Here is a 17452-nt window from a genome sequence, read left to right on the forward strand (position 1 = left end):
ACAGAACGACGGCGGCTGCCGCCCCTCGTGCGAGAGGCGGCAGCCGCTGTCGTTCTGTTGCGGACTCCGCGCTACCGGGCCGGCTGCGGGTCCTCGTCGCGGTCCGCGTCGACGGGGGACCGGGCGCCCTGGCCCGCGTCCGACGGGTCCACGGCGCCGATGGCACCGGTCTCCGGCGTCCAGCCGTCGTCGTACTCGCCGGCGTCGTAGTCGTAGCCGACCGGGTTCCCGTCCTCGTCGTAGCGCTGGTACCACTCGGTGACCTCGTCGGCGTGGGAGTCGAACTCGGCACCCGCGCCCTCGCCCTCCGGCGTCTTCTCGACGGTGAGGGCGAAATCGTCCCCGTGCTCGTCGATGCCCGACCTCACCGCGTTCTCGAGTGCGGTCTGCGCGTACTCGGTGCGGATCACGGCCGGGTCGGTCTGCAGGTCCTTGAAGAACGCGAAGATCATCACCAGCAGAATGACCGCGAAGGGCAGTGCCGAGACGATGATGAGGTTCTGCAGGCCGGAGAGCGCCTCGTTGCCGCCGATCAGCAGCATCACGACGGCGATGCCCATCATGGCCAGGCCCCAGAAGACGGTGACCTTCTTGTCCGGGGTCGGGTTGCCGCGCTGGGAGAGCGTGCCCATCACCAGGGAGGCCGAGTCGGCGGAGGTGATGAAGAAGATCGCCAGGCAGAAGATCGCGATCAACGGCGTGATGGATCCCAGCGGCAGCGAATGCAGGACCTCGAACAGCAGGTTCTGCGGCGACATGTCGGCGGTGATCGCCTCGTTGCCGTTGGCGCGCATCCACAGGGTGGTGCCGCCGAACGTGCCGAAGGCCAAGATGCAGACCATGAAGGGGACGGCCAGGGTGGTGAAGATGTACTGCTTCAGTGACCGGCCGCGGGAGATCCGGGCGAGGAAGATGCCGACGAAGGGGGCCCACGAGGCCCACCAGGCCCAGTAGAAGACCGTCCAGGTCTCGGAGAACGCTGCGGCCTCCGGGCCCCACGAGGCGCTGCGCGTCATCATCTCGAAGAAGTCGCGGAAGTACTCGAACGTGGCGGAGGGCAGGAAGTTCAGCAGGAACAGGGTCGGGCCCGCGATGAAGATGAAGACGGCCAGGCCGAAGGCGGCGGTCATGTTGATGTTGGACAGCCAGCGGATGCCGCGGCCGACGCCGGAGACGGCGGAGAGGATGAACCCGATCGTCAGGACCACGATGATGAGGATCAGGGCCGAGTTGCCGATCGTCCCGATACCGGTGACGATCTCGACGCCGCGGCCGATCTGCAGCGTGCCGATGCCGAGCGAGGCGGCCGTGCCGAACAGCGTGGCGACGATGGCCAGCATGTCGATGGTCTTGCCCTGCCAGCCGTTGACCCGGTCCTTGCCGAAGACCGGCGTGAAGATGGAGCTCATGAGGGGCACGCGGCCGCGGCGGTAGGCGCCGTAGGCGACCGCCGCGCCGACGAGCGAGTACAGGGCCCAGGCGTGGAAACCCCAGTGGTAGAGCGTCTGCGCCATGGCCTTGTGCATGGCCTCGACGGTCTCCGGATCCGCGGCGCCGGGCGCCGGGTTCATGAAGTAGAAGAGCGGCTCGTAGGGGCCGAAGAAGAAGATGCCGATCCCGACGCCGGCCGAGAACATCATGGTGATCCAGGAGAAGGTCTTGAACTCGGGCTTCTCGCCGTCGCGTCCTAGGGGGATCTTGCCGTACCGGCTGAGCGCGAGGTAGATCAGGAAGACGAGGACGATCGCCACCAGCACGTTGAAGAGCCAGCCCGTGTTGGACACCACCCACGTCAGGGCGATGCCGGAGACGGCGGTCAGCGACTCGGTGCTCGCCACGCCCCAGATGATGAACCCGACGATGAGCACGGCCGCGACGCCGAAGACCAGCCGGTCGGTGCCGTAGCGGACCCGCTGCTCGTCGACGGCGATTCCCGGGACCAGGCCGGGGTGGATGTCGTGAGGGTATGGGGTGTCGTCGGATTCGACGGGCGTGCTGGTAGGCCGTGGTGCGTCCACGGTTCCTCCTCGGGTAGGGGATAGATCCGTCCGGGGCGCGGCGTCGAGCGGGGATGGTCTGAATCCGCTGCGCTGGCGGCTGGAGGGCTACGCGGCAAAACGTCCGCGGCAACCGCACCGGACAAGAGGAAGAACATACGGATGAAGTGCATCACATGTCAACCCGGCCGGGCGGCCGTGACCTGCCGCACACGGGCTCTGCGGGCCGTTCCGGAGTACGACGGCGGCGGGGTTCAGCGGGGCGTCGGCGCCGCCGTCGTGCCCCTCACGATCAGCTCGGGAAGCACCCGCGTGTGGGAGCGGTCGCGGCTCGGCGTCTCGATCTCCCGCGCCAGCCAGCGCATGATCTCGCCGCCCTGGGCGGCCGGGTCCTGACGCAGCGTGGTCAGGCCGAACGGCTCGGCGAGGCGCTGGTCGTCGGTGCCCACGATCGAGAGGTCGGCCGGGATCGCCAGGCCGGCGTCCCGCGCGGCCAGGATCAGGCCCATCGCGATGTCGTCCGTGGCGGCGTAGAGCGCCCGCGGCGGCTCGGCCGACCTGAACAGCCGCAGGCCCTCGGCGTAGGCGGCGTTGAAGTTGGGCTCCACGTGCAGGGCGGGCCGCACGGCGAGGCCGGCCGCGGCCAGGGACTCCGCGTAGCCGCGGTGCCGGGAGTCCTCGGCGATGTAGAGGGAGAGGTCGGTCTCGCGGCGGCCGCCGGCGAAGACGATCTCCCGGTGGCCCAGCCCGATGAGATGGTCGGTGGCCGCGCGTCCGGCGGCGACGTCGTCGAGGCACCAGGTCCGGATGCCCTCCGCGGCCGCCCCGATGCCGGCGACGGGCACGTTGAGGTCCCGCAGCTGCTCGATCTCCCCGGTGGTCAGGGCGAAGTTCCCGGAGAAGACGGCGTCGACGTGCTTCCTCCGCTGGAAATGCTCGAATGCGCGCTGCCGGAGGGTCCCGCGCTCGCCGAGTCCGTAGAGGACCACATCGAAGTCGCGGTCGAGGGCCGCCTCGGCGATGCCGTCGATCAGGGTGGCGGTGAACCAGGTGTCGAGCGACGGGACGATCGCCGCGATCATGCCCGACTTCCCCGTCGCGAGGCTCACCGCCGCGGGCGACGCCACGTAGTCGAGCCGGCGTGCCGCCGCGAGGACGCGCTCGCGCGTCTGCTGCGCCACCTGGCGGCCCGCGAGGGCGCGGGAGGCCGTCGCTTTGGAAACGCCCGCGGCACGGGCGACGTCGGCCAGGGTCGCCATGGGCTCATCCCTCCTGTGGCGTGGTTCCATCGTCGATTCTGCTCGAGTCTAGCCCCGCCGCGGCCTGCCACGTCCGGTCCTGCATCGATTCGATCACGGATCTTGGAACCGGATGTGATCTAGGTTACGGTTCATTGATGGAACCGGTTGCGACTCGCTGGGACCGGTCTGTGCAGAGCACGTCGAAACGAAGAACGTAGGGAGAAAGCCGTGGGACATTCGCACCGTCGCCTCACCACCGCGCTGGGACTGGTGGGCGTGAGCGCACTGACCTTGACGGGTTGCGTGGGGGATATGGAGGAGCAGGCCGGCGGCGACGCCGACTGCAGCATCTACGAGGAGTACGGCACGTTCGAGGGTGACCAGGTCTCGGCCTACGGTTCCATCATCGACGTAGAGGCCGACCTGCTGAACGAATCCTGGGCGGACTTCGAGTCCTGCACCGGGATCGACATCGAATACGAGGGATCGGGCGAATTCGAGACGCAGATCAACGTGCGCTCCCAAGGCGGCAACGCGCCGGATCTGGCCTTCTTCCCGCAGCCCGGCCTGCTGGCGACCATGGTGGCCCAGGAGTACCTCGTTCCGGCCCCGGACGCCGTCGAGGCGAATGTCGACGAGTTCTGGAGCGAAGACTGGAAGGGGTACGGCACCGTCGACGACGAGTTCTACGCGGCCCCGCTCATGGCCAACATCAAGGGCTACGTCTGGTACTCGCCGTCGTTCTTCGAGGAGAACGGGTACGAGGTGCCGGCGACGCTGGACGAGGTGGACGAGCTGACGGCGCAGATCGCCGCCGACGGCAACAAGCCCTGGTGCGTCGGCTTCGGATCGCAGGAGGCCACGGGTTGGCCGGGAACGGACTGGCTGGAGGACTACGTTCTCCGGCTCCACGGACCCGAGGTCTACGACCAGTGGGTCAACCACGAGATCCCGTTCGACGATCCCCGCATCGTCGAGGCGCTCGACCGCGTCGGAGATCTGATCAAGAATCCCGACTACGTCAACGGCGGCTTCGGCAACGTGTCGACGATCGCGGGCACCGACTTCGGCGAGGCCGGCCTCCCGATTCTGGACGACGCGTGCGCCATGCACCACCAGGCGTCCTTCTACGCCGGATTCTGGCCGGAGGGCACGGAAATCGCCGAGGACGGCGACGTCTTCGCCTTCCTCCTGCCGGGAGTCGAGGAAGGGGCATCGGCCGTCACCGGCGGCGGAGAGCTCGTCGGCGCTTTCCGGGAGTCGGAGGCCATCACGGCCGTGCAGACGTTCCTGGCCTCGGACACCTGGGCCAACGAACGCGTCTCGCTCGGCGGCGTCATCTCGGCCAACTCGGGTGTTGACCCGGCAGCTGCGGAGACGTCGGGGCAGCTTCTGGTCGACGCCATCGAGATGCTGCAGGACCCGGAGACCTCGTTCCGCTTCGACGGATCGGACCTGATGCCGGGGGCCGTAGGGGCCGGATCGCTGTGGAGGGCCATGGTCGACTGGATCAGCGGGGACGAGTCCGAGGCAGTCCTGAAGCAGGTCGAGAGCAGCTGGCCGTAGACCGACGATCCCACGGGCACCCGGGGAGACCCGGAGCCCCTTCACCTTCGCTGGACGGGCGGCGCGAGCCGTCCGCCCGGCGAAGAACGGAGACATCATGACCTCACTCGACCTCATGGGGAAGGCCCTCCAGTTCGCGACCGGCATCGTGGCCTTCGTGGCGGTCTTCGGACTGATCCTCTTCTTCCTGGATCGCAGCGCCAAGGGGCGCAAGGACTTCATCCAGCTCGCGTTGTTCCTGGGACCGGCCATGCTTCTGCTGGCGATCGGGTTGATCTACCCCGCCGTCCGGACCAGCTTCATGGCCTTCACCGGCCGAACGGGCGAGTTCGTCGGCATGGACAACTTCGTGTGGATGTTCACGCAGCCGTTGGCGCTGATCACCCTGTGGAACACCGTGTTGTGGGTCCTGCTGGTCCCGGCCATTTCGACCGCGGTCGGGCTCGTCTACGCCGTGTTGATCGACAAATCCCGCGGCGAGAAGTACTTCAAGATGCTCGTCTTCATGCCGATGGCGATCTCCTTCGTCGGGGCCAGCATCATCTGGCGCTTCATGTACGCGTATCGCTCACCCGCCCAGGAGCAGTACGGTCTGGTCAACCAGATCATCGTCTGGCTGGGCGGTGTCCCGCAGCAGATTCTGCAGAATTCGCCGTGGAACACGTTCGCCTTGATCGTGGTGATGATCTGGATCCAGACGGGCTTCGCCATGGTGGTGATGTCCGCCGCCATCAAGGGGGTCCCGGCGGAGCAGCACGAGGCCGCCGAGCTCGACGGCGCGTCCCCGGTCCAGCGGTTCTTCAACGTCACGATTCCCGGGATCAAGGGATCGATCGTCGTCGTCGTCACCACCATCACGATCGCCACGCTGAAAGTATTCGACATCGTCCGCACGATGACGGCTGGCAACTTCGATACGTCCGTCGTCGCCAATGAGATGTACACGCAGGCGTTCCGGGCGGGGGAGCCCGGCCGCGGCGCCGCCCTCGCGCTGATCCTGTTCCTGATGGTCACCCCGATCGTCGTCTACAACATCCGCGTGCTCCGGAAGCAGAGGGAGATTCGATGAGTCAGGTAGCCGTTCCCACGCCTCCCGTTGAGCGGGGCCAGGTTGAAGCGAAGGCCGGCCGCGTCAAGAAGCGGATGACCTCCAGGATCGCCTCGATGATTGCCCTGGTCATCGCCGTCCTGTGGACGATCCCCACGTTCGGGCTGTTCCTCTCCTCCTTCCGCGAACCGGATCTGATCGAGTCCACGGGCTGGTGGACCCTGTTCCAGAACCCGGGGTTCTCGCTGCAGAACTACCAGGAGGTGCTGCTCTCGGGCTCGTCGTCGGCCCCGCAGCTCGGCGAGTACTTCATCAACTCGCTCTTCATCGCGATCCCCGCGACGCTCTTCCCGCTCGCGCTGGCCGCCATGGCCGCCTACGCCTTCGCATGGATCAAGTTCAGAGGGTCCTCGACTCTCTTCGTGCTGGTGTTCGCCCTGCAGATCGTGCCGCTTCAGCTGGCCCTGATCCCCCTGCTGCAGATGACGGTGACGTTCCTGCATCCCGTGATGCGGTCGATCAGCGATGTCATCCCGATCATCCCGGACCAGCAGTACCTGCCGGTCTGGATCGCGCACACGATCTTCGCGCTGCCGTTGGCGACGTTCCTGCTGCACAACTTCATCTCGGAGATTCCGCGGGACGTGATCGAAGCGGCCCGGGTCGACGGCGCCGGCCACGGACAGATCTTCCTCAAAGTGGTGCTGCCGCTGGCGATGCCCGCTCTGGCATCGGTGGCGATCTTCCAGTTCCTCTGGGTGTGGAACGACCTGCTGGTGGCGCTGGTCTTCTCCTCCGGCACTCCGGACACCGCCCCGCTGACGCAGCGCCTGGCGGAGCTGGCCGGTTCGCGCGGTCAGAGCTGGGCGCGGCTGACGGCCGGCGCGTTCGTCTCGCTGGTCGTGCCGCTGATCGTCTTCTTCTCGCTGCAGCGGTACTTCGTCCGCGGCCTGCTGGCCGGCTCGGCGAAGGGGTAGGGGGCAGAGGACCCCGCGCTCCCGGGATGATCGGGAGCCCGGGGGGCCATCTGTTTCCGCCGGGGGCTCATTCTCCGGACTGTCGCATCCACACGGCTCGCGGGCCGGGCCATTCCCCGGTTGATGTCCACACTCCCCGGCCAACGCATGGGACACATCGGCTCAAGCGTGCTCACTCTCCTGTCCACGCGCTCGTTCCCCGGGTCGCGACCCGGGGAAAATTGCAGGCAGTAGGAGACTGGGCGATTTCTGTCCCTGGCCGACGAGTCGGCCACGATCCTCAGATAGAGATCGTGATCCTGCCTGTCCCGACGATGCGCAGATAGTTCGGCGCGACCCTGATCTGCTGGAATCCGGGTTTCAGCAGGACATGCTGCGCCCCCAGGTTGCGTAGGTGGGTGCTGGCTTCGATGCGGTCCAGTCCGCGTCCGCCTCCAGCGGTCATGACGAGTTCCTCAACACGGATTGTCGCCAGGCCTCGTCCAATCGACGGCCAACCCAGTTCCCCAGCCAGGCGCTGGTGGATGTTCGCTGCTTGCCAGGTCTCGGTGCAGTACGCCTCGGGCCGGACCCGTCCCCATGGGGTCAGATCGTGGCGATTGCGCACGTCGGCGGCCGCAAGGACTGCGGGATCGCCCGGGCAGAACGGGCCACGGAAAGGCGAGGGGTGGGGATTAAACGGAAGAGGGCCCCGAGATCATCTCGGGACCCTCTTCTCAGTGGCGGTGACGGTGGGATTTGAACCCACGGTACGGGGTTACCGTACACAACATTTCGAGTGTTGCACCTTCGGCCGCTCGGACACGTCACCAGACCGGATCGTTTGCACGAAACCAGACTGCACCACTGTACCGGAGCAGGCGCGGCCTGCTCAAATCGGGTCGCGCGCGTCAGCGCCGCGACTGGAAGAAGTCGCGCAGCATCCGTCCGCATTCCTCCTCGCGGACGCCGGGGAACACCTCGACGAAGTGGTTGAGCCGCGGCTCGCGCAGCACGTCGAAGACCGAACCCGATGCTCCGGCCTTCTCGTCCCAGGCGCCGAAGACGACCCGCGGGATTCGCGCCAGCACGATCGCCCCCGCGCACATCGCGCACGGTTCCAACGTGACCACGAGTGTGCAGTCGTCCAGCCGCCAGCCGTCGTCGTTCCCGGCCTCGCGCAGCGCCGCGGCCGCGGCGCGGATCGCCTCGACCTCGGCGTGCGCGGTGGGGTCCCCGTCGGCTTCGCGCCGGTTGCGTCCCGCCGCGAGCACGCGCCCGTCGGGATCCAGCACGACGGCGCCGATCGGCACGTCGTCCGTGTCCAGGGCGGCACGTGCCTCGGCAAGGGCGAGGCCCATCCATTCACTGTGGGCGGCGGAGCGCGAGATCACGCCTGAATCCTAGTCCACCTCGGTCCCGCTGCTGGTAGTTTTGGTGGCATGCGAGTACAGGTTGTGGACCATCCGCTGGTCGCCCATAAGGTTTCCGTTCTGCGTGACAAGAACACCAGTTCGCCGGTCTTCCGGCAGCTCACCGACGAATTGGTGACGCTGCTGGCCTACGAGGCCACGGACGAGGTGAAGACGGTGGAGGTCCAGGTGGAGACCCCGGTCGCCACCACCACGGGTACCGCGTTCGCGAAGCCGACGCCCCTGGTCGTTCCGATCCTGCGCGCCGGCCTCGGCATGCTCGAGGGCATGACGCGCCTGGTCCCGACCGCCGAGGTCGGCTTCCTCGGCATGGCCCGCGACGAGGAGACGCTCAACATCGTCACCTACGCCGAGCGCCTGCCGGACGACCTGACGGGCCGTCAGGTGTTCGTGCTCGACCCCATGCTGGCGACCGGCGGCACGCTCGTCGAGGCCATCAAGTTCCTCTTCGCCCGCGGCGCCGAGTCCGTGACCTGCATCTGCCTCATCGCCGCGCCCGAGGGGATCGCGCGCCTCGAAGAGGCCCACGGCCAGGACGACCGCATCCGCCTCGTGCTCGCGTCCCTCGACGAGAAGCTCGACGAGAACGCGTACATCGTGCCCGGCCTCGGCGACGCCGGCGACCGCCTCTACGGCCTGGCCCAGTAGGCCTCAGGCCGCGGCGCGGGGGAGGCGGACCTCGAACGTGGTCCGCCCCGGGCGCCCCTCCTCGCGCCGCCGGCTGGACACGGCGATCTGCCCGCCGTGCGCCTCCACGATCGCCTTGACGATCGGCAGGCCCAGCCCGGTGGTGCCGTCCGAGCCCGAACGGGCCGCGTCGGCGCGGGTGAAGCGCTCGAACACGTGCGGCAGGAAGTCCTCCGCGATCCCGTCGCCGTCGTCGCTCACCACGAGGGCCGGGCCGCCGTGGGCGGGCCCCGTCAGGCGCACCGTCACGCGCGTGCCCTCCGGGGTGTGCTTGCGGGCGTTGGCGAGCAGGTTGGAGACGACCTGCCGCAGCTGCGCCTCGTCGCCGCGGGTCTCGACGGCCTCGGCGGGCACGTCCAGCTCCCACGTGTGGTCCTGCGCGGTCACCTGGAAGTCCGCGGCCTCCTCCACGACCAGGCGGGAGAGGTCGACGACGGCGGCGCGTGCCGGGGTGCCCGCGCCATCCGCCGCCGCGTCGTCGTGCCGCGCGGCCTGGTTGTCCAGGCGCGCCAGCAGCAGCAGGTCGTCCACGAGCCTGCCCATGCGCTGGCTCTGGTCGAGCACCCGGTGCATCGCCGTGCGGCCGTCGTCGCTCAGGTGCTCGGTGGCGTTCACGAGCTCCGAGTAGCCGCGCACGGCCGCCAGCGGGGTGCGGAGCTCGTGCGAGGCGTCGCCCACGAAGCGGCGCAGCTTCTCCTCCGAGGCCTGGCGGGCGTCCAGGGCGCTGGTGACGTTGTCCAGCAGTCCGTTGAGCGCGTGCCCGACGTTTCCGGCCTCCGTCCCCGGGACGGCGTCGTTCGGCGCGACGCGCTCGGCGACCTGGACGCGGCCGGCGTCGAGCTCCAGGTTCGAGACGTGCGTGGCGACCGCGGAGACGCGCTCGAGGGGCTTGAGGGAGCGGCGGACGATGATCGACCCGATGAGGGCCGTGGCCGCGAGCCCGACGAGGGACACGACCACGATCGTCAGCGTGAGCTGGTGCAGCGTCGTCTGCGTGCGGTCCTCGGGCAGGCCGGTGATGAGCACCGAGTCGTCGAGCCGGGCCGCGGAGACGCGGTAGTCGCCGATGCTCAGCTCGAGGGACTGGGGACGCCGCCCCAGGGGCGTGTTCAGGAGGGCCTGGGTGTCCTGCGGGGACAGGAGCGAGACCGTGTGGTGCTTGCCCGTCGTCGAGTCCAGGATGCCGCCGACGCCGAGTCGGTCGTCCACCACCAGGAAGCTCAGCGTGCCCGACGCCTGCCCGGGGGCCGAGAGCGGGTTGTTGTTCGGAGCGGAGCGCTGGAAGTCCTGGCCGCGCTGGGTGGCGTTCGCGAGCTCCGAGTCGAGCTGCCCGTAGAGCTGAGAGCGCATGACGGTCTGGGTGATCAACCCGATCACCAGGCAGATCAGCGCCAGCATGGCGACGAGCGCCAGCAGCATGCGGGTGCGAAGACTCATGCGGCCGGTTTCAGGACGTACCCGGCGCCGCGGACGGTGTGGATCATAGGCTCGCGGCCGGCGTCGATCTTCTTACGCAGGTAGGAGATGTAGAGCTCGACGATGTTGGCCTGGCCGCCGAAGTCGTACTCCCACACGTTCGCCAGGATCTGCCCCTTGCTCATGACGCGGCGGGCGTTCTCCATCAGGAAGCGCAGCAGGTCGAACTCGGTGGCCGTCAGCATGATGGCCTCGCCGCCGCGCCGGGCCTCGCGCAGGTCGAGGTCCAGGACCAGGTCGCCGACGACGATCTCGGCGGCATCCGAGGCGGTGACGCCCGATCGCTCGACGAGGCGGTGGAGGCGCAGGAGCACCTCCTCGAGGCTGAAGGGCTTGGTCACGTAGTCGTCGCCGCCCGAGGCGAGCCCCTCGATCTTGTTCTCGGTCGAGTCCTTGGCCGTCAGGAACAGGACGGGGACGTCCGGGAGGAAGGCGCGGACCTTGCCGAGGACCTCGGGCCCGTCGAAGCCCGGGAGCATCCAGTCGAGGATCAGGACGTCGGGGGTGAATTCGCGGGCTGCGGCGACGGCGTCCGGCCCGTCGTGCGCGATGCGCGTCTCCCACCCCATCATCCGCGATCCCATGCTCACGAGCTCGGCGAGCGACGGCTCATCGTCGACAACCAGCGCGCGCACGGGCGCACCGTCGGGATGGGTCAGGCGGGGCAGCTGGTGCGGGGCGAACTTGTCCGAGGTCATGCCTCTACTGTGCCTCGACAGTGTGAGGCGAATCTAGGTCCAGCCTGTGCGGAGCCTGTGAGAAGATGGTCTGTGTGCAACGCTCTAGCACGGCCGCGTCAAGCATTCGGGCCGTGAATCCGGAGTGTGACACCTGAAATGAGTGCGTATAAGTATTCGCTGGTACTCATAAAGGTGCGCCCCCTTCTCCTGTATTGAACAGATCTCACACCGTTCCGTGCTATCCATGCGCATTTCGATTGATCCGGAACCTGCGATCTCGAAATCTGTCCGTAGTGATGCTCGTCACAAAATGCACCGCTTGTCTCATATGGTGGACAGGTCGGATGAATATTACTTGCGGGTCGCGATTGCCTCACGTCACACTGGTCAATGTGATCGTTGATCGGTACAGATTTCGCCTCGGCTCATCACGTGGACCGAAGCGGACTCTCACCGGCTCGACGCACCGGCTCTCCGCACAGTAAGAGGTATACAGATGTCCGTCACTTCCGGATACGTCCACATCTCCGTTCGCAATGCCCAGAACCGCGCCGCGGCTGCTCAGCGTCAGGCCTCGAGTCACGCTGGCTACGGCGCAGCGGCACCGCAGCGTTCCCTGCATGCCGTGCCGGGCATGCAGGAGCGGCAGCCCATGACCGCGCCGACACCCGTCGTCTCACCGGAGAGCCCGGCGCGTGGCCCGCAGGCTGTCAAGAGCGATACGGAGGCGCGCGGCTTCGTCCTCTACGTCGGCATGGACGAGGCGACCGCGCAGGCCGCCGGCACGTCCCTCGGCAAGCTGGCCACGCAGGTGCGCGCCTTCCTGCAGACGCTGGCCCCGGACGCGAAGACCCATGCGGCCGTCGCCCTGGCGCCGGCCGACGCGCAGGGGGACAACATCGACGTCGTGCGTCAGGCGCTCGGCGACCCGACGGTCTCCCGCCGCCCGCGCACCGAGGCCGCCCGCGCCCAGCAGGCCGCTCCACGCCCGTCGGGCGTCCTGATCGACCTCTCCCGGCGCGAGGTCCACCTCGACGGAGAGTCGCTGAACCTCACCTACAAGGAGTTCGAGCTGCTGAACTACCTGGTCGAGAACGGCACCCGCACCGTCGGCCGCGAGGAGCTGCTCTCCAACCTGTGGCGCAATGCCGAGGAGATCCCGAACGAGCGCACCATCGACGTCCACATCCGCCGCCTGCGCTCCAAGCTCGGCCGCCTCGCCAACACCGTCCGCACGGTGCGGGGCCAGGGCTACCGCTTCTACGAGCACCCCGAGGTCGTCGTCTGGGCGGCACCGGAGTACTCCATCTAGTCCGGGTCCACCACCGCAGCGGCCGCTCCCCGGTACGGGGAGCGGCCGCGAGCCGTTTAACGGGTGCGCCCGGCGCGGATAGTGTTTGACCATGAGTGACCACCACATCAAGCGCCTGATTCTGCTCCGGCACGCCAAGGCCGATTTCCCCTTCGGCGTCGACGATCACTCGCGGCCCCTGGCCTCCAGCGGCGATGCGGCCGCGCCGCTGGCCGGGCGCTGGCTGGTGGAGCACGGCGTGGTCCCCGACTACATCGTCTGCTCCGACGCTCTGCGTGCGCGGTCGACGTGCGCCTGGGTCTCGAGCGAATTGGGGGAGGCCGGGCCGACCCCGTACATCGATTCGCGCGTCTATGGTGCGGGTCCCGCTCAGCTGCTGTCCATCATCAACGAGACTCCGCAGACCGTCGGGACGCTGCTCGTCATCGGGCACCTGCCCACCGTGCAGGAGGTCGCGATGAATCTGGCGTCGATCGAGTCCGACGAGTCCGCCGTGATGGATCTGGCGACCGACTACCCGACCCTCGGGCTGACGCTGATGGAGTCCGCCAAGCCGTGGGCGGAGCTCGACGGCCGGGACGCGCGCGTCACCCGGTTCGCGGTGCCGCGCCCGTAGGGGCGGCTCCCGCCCGGAGCGCGCCGGGGCAGGCCTCCCGGACAGAACAAAGAAGAAGGCCCCGCCGGAGCGGAGCCTTCTTCTGATAATGTGCGCCCAAAGGGATTCGAACCCCTGACCTTCTGTTCCGTAGACAGACGCTCTATCCAGCTGAGCTATGGGCGCATATTTTGTTTTTTCGCCGCCCGCCGTGCGTTCGACCTGTTCAACTATACACACGCTCATTTGGGGTGCAAAATCAGTCGGCCTCCCTCCGGGGCCGCCGGTTGCGGATTCCCTGTTCCACGACTTCAGGACTAGACCGGTCTATGTGACCTTAGTCACAACCGGATTGGGTCAATCCCCGGAATCCCGGGGAATTCTCCCCCCGATTCTCACTGTACCGAGCGGTAGTGCGAAGTCCATCACATTGGGTGCAATCTTCGCGCCCTTAGCATCGTTACACCAGCAACAGCCCAATGGAGGGACATGGACATGAGCGAGAGCTCCACCAAGCAGGTCAACGACGCGCAGATCTCGGCGCCCACTTCGCATGCGGCTCTGTCCGCCTGGGTGGCCGAAGTCGCCCAGATGACGCAACCTGCCGAGGTGTATTGGGTTGACGGCAGCCAAGAGGAGAACGACCGGCTGACCGCGGAGCTGGTCCAGACGGGAACCCTGCGGAAGCTCAACGACGAGACCTTCCCCAATTCCTTCGCTGCGTTCTCCGATCCGGCCGACGTCGCCCGGGTCGAGGAGCGGACCTTCATCTGCTCGGAGGACGAGAAGGACTCCGGCTTCACCAACAACTGGATGGATCCGGTCGAGATGAAGGGCATCCTCACGGAGCGCTTCACCGGCTCCATGCGGGGCCGCACCATGTACGTGATCCCGTTCGTGATGGGACCCCTCGACGCCGAGGAGCCCCAGTACGGCGTGGAGCTCACCGACTCGGCCTACGTCGTCGCGTCGATGCGCATCATGGCCCGCATCGGAACCGACGTGCTGCGCAAGATGGAGGCGGAGGACGCGTTCTTCGTCCCGGCCCTGCACTCCGTCGGCGCCCCGCTCGAGCCGGGGCAGGACGATGTCGCCTGGCCCTGCAATTCTGAGAAGTGGATCGTGCACTTCCCCGAGGAGCGCTCCATCTGGTCCTACGGGTCCGGCTACGGCGGCAACGCGCTGCTCGGCAAGAAGTGCTACGCGCTGCGCATCGCCTCGGTCATCGCCCGCGACGAGGGCTGGCTCGCCGAGCACATGCTCATCCTGCGCCTGACCAGCCCGGAAGGGCAGTCGTACAACATCGCCGGCGCCTTCCCCTCGGCCTGCGGCAAGACCAACCTGGCGCTGCTCGATCCGACGATCGAGGGCTGGAAGGCCGAGACCCTCGGCGATGACATCAACTGGATGCGCATCGGCAAGGACGGCGAGCTCCGCGGCGTCAACCCGGAGTACGGCCTCTTCGGCGTCGCCCCCGGCACCGGCTGGTCGACCAACCCGAACGCGATGCGCGCCATCACCAAGGGCAACTCCATCTTCACCAACGTCGCCCTTACCGACGAGGGCGGCGTCTGGTGGGAGGGTATGACCGACGACGTCCCCGCCCACCTCACCGACTGGCAGGGCAACGACTGGACGCCGGAATCCGGGCGCCCGGCCGCCCACCCGAACTCGCGGTTCTGCACGCCGATCGACCAGATCGACATGCTCTCCGAGGAGTACTACAGCCCGGACGGCGTCGAGATCCACGCGATCCTCTTCGGCGGCCGACGCAAGACCACGGTCCCCCTGGTGACCGAGTCCCGTTCGTGGGCGAACGGCGTCTTCATGGGCTCGACGCTCTCCTCGGAGACGACGGCGGCCGCCTCCGGCGCCGTCGGCGTCGTGCGGCGCGACCCGATGGCCATGCTCCCGTTCATCGGATACAACGCCGGCGACTACCTCAACCACTGGGACAGGATCTCCGGCCTGCTCTCGGAGGAGCGCCGTCCGAAGATCTTCCTCGTGAACTGGTTCCGCCGCACGCAGGACGGCGGCTTCGCGTGGCCGGGCTTCGGCGACAACTCGCGCGTTCTGAAGTGGGTCGTCGAGCGCATCGAGGGCAAGGCCGACGCCACCGAGACCGCGGTCGGATTCGTTCCGACGGCCGACTCCATCGACCTGACCGGGCTGGAGGACTACACCGCGGCCGACGTCGAGGTCGCGGTCAACGTCGACCACGATGAGTGGAAGGCGGAGATCGACGGCATCGAGAAGTGGTACGCGAACTTCGGCGACGCCCTGCCCGCGTCGTTGCGCACCGAACTCGACGGCCTGAAGCAGCGCCTCGGCGCCTGACCCCCGAGCAGTGAAGGCCCCGGACCCCAGGTCCGGGGCCTTCGTGCGTCTACGGGCACCGCGGTGCCGGGCTGCGTGGTTAGGCGACGAATCACCTAGTAGGTGGCAGAATGAGGGAATGATTCTCGCGCGGCTGATCCTGGGGTTGCTGACCCTCGCGCCCATGACCGGGTACGACCTCAAGAAGCACTTCGACTCCAGCATCAACCACTTCTGGAATGCGGACAAGGCCCAGATCTACCGGACGCTGAACAAGCTGGTCGAGGACGGGCTCGCCGTCGTGCGCGTCGTCCCGCAGGAGAACTACCCGGACCGCCAGGAGCACCACATCACGGACGCGGGCCGCGCCGCACTGGCAGCCTGGCTGAACACCGGCCTGGATGCAGAACCGGTACGCGAGCCGTTCCTGGCCCGGCTGTTCTTCTCCGGCGAACTCGAGCGCGAGAACGTCATGCGCCTGCTGCGGGCCCGCCGCTCCGAGGTCACCGACCGGCTCGAGGAGTACCGTGCGCAGCGGGCGGGGCTCGGGGACGTCTCCGGCTACGATCGCCGCGCCTACCTGATGGCCGCCACCCTGGAGCGGGAGGTCGGCCGGACCGAGGCGGAGCTCAAATGGCTGCGCAGCGTCGAGAGGAGCATGCCGTGAAGGAGAAGGCGGATCCCGCCCGGGACGAGCACGCGGCCTACCCGGAGGTGCACGCGTCGCGGCGCCCACGTCCGGACGGCGAGCGGACCCAGACCCTCGTCTTCCTCCACGGCGGCATGACCGGAAACTGGTCGTGGCACCGCCAGGTGGAGGCCTTCGGCGACTACCGGGTCCTCACGCCGCACCTGCCCGGCTACGGCGCCCGCCGCGACGAGGAGTGGGGCGGCCTCGACAGTGCCGCCGACGACGCCGCCGCCTTCATCGCCGATCGCGTCGAGGCCGGCCGCGTGCACCTGGTCGGGATCGGCCTCGGCGGCCTGGTCGGGCTCCAGGTCCTGGCCCGCCACCCCGAGCTGGTCGACACCGCGTTCCTCTCCGGCGTCCCCGCGGCCGCCCCGGCCGCGTCGGCCCGCACCGGCGCCGCGGCGCGCCTGCGCATCTGGGGCGGAGAGTGGTTCGCCAGGATGCAGGCCGGCGCCTTCGGCGTCCTCGAATCCGCCGAGAACGACGCCGTCGCACCGGCCACCGCTCGCGCGGTCGCCGAAGACGTGGCCGCAGCCGTGCTGCCCGCGGGGCTCGAGGAATTCGACGGGCCCGTGCTGCTGACCGCCGGCGCCAAGGAACCCCAGCACATCCGGAAGGGCCTCGCCCCGCTGGAGGGCCGGTTCGGGGCCGCGCAGGTCCGGATCGCGCCCGGTCTGCACCATGCCTGGAACCTCGAGGAGCCGCTCCTGTTCAACGCCGCTGTGCGGCGCTGGGCCGAGCGGCGCGAGGCCCATCCCCGGCTGGGCGAGCCGGCCTAGAGAGTAGTTCGGCCGGGCGCGAGCCGAGCTCGTGCCCGGCCGAACCGGTGTTGCAGGCGCACGCGTTCACGCCGCGTGCCCGTCGGGCGTCAGGCCCAGATCTTCAGCTCGCTGGCCTCGGTGGCCGGCTCCCCGAAGGACCAGGTCGGGTCCTCCTCCTCGGGAGACGGAGCAGTGTAGGACTGGACGACGGCGACAGCCCCGCCGAGCTCGTGCTCGGCAGCGGCGTGGATCGCGTCGGCGCCGCTCTCGAGCATGGTGACGTCGGAGATCATGGCCACGGCCCGGAAATCCGCCTTCTGCTCGGAGAGGAGGCTGATGAGGTCGGTCATCATCACGTCGGCGTCGATGTCCGCCTCCGGGTCCTCGCTGTCCTCCGGCGGCTGGACGGCGAGCAGGCGCATCTCGCCCTCGTCGTTCTCCTCGGCGGTGAGGCCGACGGCGAACGGGAGGAACACGCCGTGCGCCTCCAGCTGCTCGCGCGCGATGCCCAGCGAGGTGCCGAGCAGGCGGTTCAGTTCGTCGTGGGCCGCGGCGCCGATGTCGGCGATGCGGTTTTCGCTCATGGTTGACTCCTGACGATGTCTAGCACGGTGTTCCTGATCGACTCCATGGTGTCACGTTCGGCGGCCTCGCCGTTGTAGCGCAGGAACGGCTCGGTGTTCGACGGGCGCA

Annotated in this window: 16 protein-coding genes and 2 tRNA genes; 9 read left to right on the forward strand and 9 right to left on the reverse strand. The window is 68.3% G+C overall.

Features of this window, described 5'->3' with window-relative positions; all coding sequences use genetic code 11:
• Positions 1 to 71: 71 nt before the first annotated feature.
• Positions 72 to 2018: a BCCT family transporter gene (locus IE069_RS02030; RefSeq protein WP_189348417.1), complete on the reverse strand. Its 1947-nt coding sequence runs from the start codon at positions 2016 to 2018 to the stop codon at positions 72 to 74.
• Between the two features lie 233 nt (positions 2019 to 2251).
• Entirely contained in the window at positions 2252 to 3256 is a 1005-nt protein-coding gene (locus tag IE069_RS02035) for a LacI family DNA-binding transcriptional regulator (RefSeq protein WP_189348418.1), read from the reverse strand.
• Between the two features lie 210 nt (positions 3257 to 3466).
• On the opposite strand from IE069_RS02035, the gene IE069_RS02040 reads away from it, so the two are divergent.
• The 3 genes from IE069_RS02040 to IE069_RS02050 all read left to right on the forward strand — a co-directional run bounded on the left by IE069_RS02040 (position 3467) and on the right by IE069_RS02050 (position 6829).
• On the forward strand, positions 3467 to 4804 hold the full coding sequence (locus IE069_RS02040; protein ID WP_229790885.1) for an ABC transporter substrate-binding protein: 1338 nt from the start codon (positions 3467 to 3469) through the stop codon (positions 4802 to 4804).
• 97 nt (positions 4805 to 4901) lie between these two features.
• Complete coding sequence (locus tag IE069_RS02045) at positions 4902 to 5873, forward strand: carbohydrate ABC transporter permease (RefSeq protein ID WP_189348419.1); 972 nt, start codon at positions 4902 to 4904, stop codon at positions 5871 to 5873.
• Positions 5870 to 6829 (forward strand): carbohydrate ABC transporter permease, encoded by a 960-nt coding sequence (locus IE069_RS02050; protein ID WP_189348420.1) that lies wholly within the window; start codon positions 5870 to 5872, stop codon positions 6827 to 6829. The genes IE069_RS02045 and IE069_RS02050 overlap by 4 nt, the downstream gene beginning before the upstream one ends.
• A 280-nt stretch (positions 6830 to 7109) precedes the next feature.
• On the opposite strand, the gene IE069_RS02055 is transcribed toward IE069_RS02050, so the two are convergent.
• From IE069_RS02055 to tadA, 3 genes are all read right to left on the reverse strand, one after another.
• Positions 7110 to 7274: a GNAT family N-acetyltransferase gene (locus IE069_RS02055; RefSeq protein ID WP_189348421.1), complete on the reverse strand. Its 165-nt coding sequence runs from the start codon at positions 7272 to 7274 to the stop codon at positions 7110 to 7112.
• Between the two features lie 275 nt (positions 7275 to 7549).
• Positions 7550 to 7640, reverse strand: a tRNA-Ser gene (locus IE069_RS02060).
• Between the two features lie 79 nt (positions 7641 to 7719).
• Positions 7720 to 8202, reverse strand: coding sequence for a tRNA adenosine(34) deaminase TadA (tadA, locus tag IE069_RS02065; protein WP_268245160.1), 483 nt, complete (start codon positions 8200 to 8202; stop codon positions 7720 to 7722).
• Between the two features lie 48 nt (positions 8203 to 8250).
• On the opposite strand from tadA, the gene upp reads away from it, so the two are divergent.
• Positions 8251 to 8889: a uracil phosphoribosyltransferase gene (upp, locus tag IE069_RS02070; RefSeq protein WP_189348422.1), complete on the forward strand. Its 639-nt coding sequence runs from the start codon at positions 8251 to 8253 to the stop codon at positions 8887 to 8889.
• Between the two features lie 3 nt (positions 8890 to 8892).
• On the opposite strand, the gene IE069_RS02075 is transcribed toward upp, so the two are convergent.
• The gene (locus IE069_RS02075) at positions 8893 to 10365 is read right to left on the reverse strand and encodes a sensor histidine kinase (protein WP_189348423.1); all 1473 of its coding nucleotides are present in this window, start codon (positions 10363 to 10365) and stop codon (positions 8893 to 8895) included.
• Complete coding sequence (locus IE069_RS02080) at positions 10362 to 11102, reverse strand: response regulator transcription factor (protein ID WP_189348424.1); 741 nt, start codon at positions 11100 to 11102, stop codon at positions 10362 to 10364. The genes IE069_RS02075 and IE069_RS02080 overlap by 4 nt, the downstream gene beginning before the upstream one ends.
• A gap of 478 nt (positions 11103 to 11580) precedes the next feature.
• Between IE069_RS02080 and IE069_RS02085 the strand changes: the two genes are divergently transcribed.
• Entirely contained in the window at positions 11581 to 12396 is an 816-nt protein-coding gene (locus IE069_RS02085) for a winged helix-turn-helix domain-containing protein (protein ID WP_189348425.1), read from the forward strand.
• Between the two features lie 91 nt (positions 12397 to 12487).
• On the forward strand, positions 12488 to 13012 hold the full coding sequence (locus IE069_RS02090; protein WP_189348426.1) for a SixA phosphatase family protein: 525 nt from the start codon (positions 12488 to 12490) through the stop codon (positions 13010 to 13012).
• 91 nt (positions 13013 to 13103) lie between these two features.
• On the opposite strand, the gene IE069_RS02095 is transcribed toward IE069_RS02090, so the two are convergent.
• Positions 13104 to 13177: transfer RNA gene (locus tag IE069_RS02095), tRNA-Arg, on the reverse strand.
• A gap of 309 nt (positions 13178 to 13486) precedes the next feature.
• On the opposite strand from IE069_RS02095, the gene IE069_RS02100 reads away from it, so the two are divergent.
• From IE069_RS02100 to IE069_RS02110, 3 genes are all read left to right on the forward strand, one after another.
• Positions 13487 to 15328 carry a phosphoenolpyruvate carboxykinase (GTP) gene (locus IE069_RS02100; protein ID WP_189348427.1) on the forward strand — a complete coding sequence of 614 codons (1842 nt, stop codon included), beginning with the start codon at positions 13487 to 13489 and terminating at the stop codon, positions 15326 to 15328.
• A 118-nt stretch (positions 15329 to 15446) separates the two neighbouring features.
• On the forward strand, positions 15447 to 15974 hold the full coding sequence (locus IE069_RS02105) for a PadR family transcriptional regulator (protein ID WP_189348428.1): 528 nt from the start codon (positions 15447 to 15449) through the stop codon (positions 15972 to 15974).
• The gene (locus tag IE069_RS02110) at positions 15971 to 16777 is read left to right on the forward strand and encodes an alpha/beta fold hydrolase (protein ID WP_189348429.1); all 807 of its coding nucleotides are present in this window, start codon (positions 15971 to 15973) and stop codon (positions 16775 to 16777) included. The genes IE069_RS02105 and IE069_RS02110 overlap by 4 nt, the downstream gene beginning before the upstream one ends.
• Positions 16778 to 16866: 89 nt before the next feature.
• Here IE069_RS02110 and IE069_RS02115 read toward each other — a convergent pair whose 3' ends face one another.
• Complete coding sequence (locus tag IE069_RS02115; protein WP_189348430.1) at positions 16867 to 17343, reverse strand: hypothetical protein; 477 nt, start codon at positions 17341 to 17343, stop codon at positions 16867 to 16869.
• Positions 17344 to 17452 lie beyond the last annotated feature (109 nt).

The sequence above is a fragment of the Zhihengliuella salsuginis genome (assembly GCF_014651715.1).
Lineage (GTDB): Bacteria > Actinomycetota > Actinomycetes > Actinomycetales > Micrococcaceae > Zhihengliuella > Zhihengliuella salsuginis.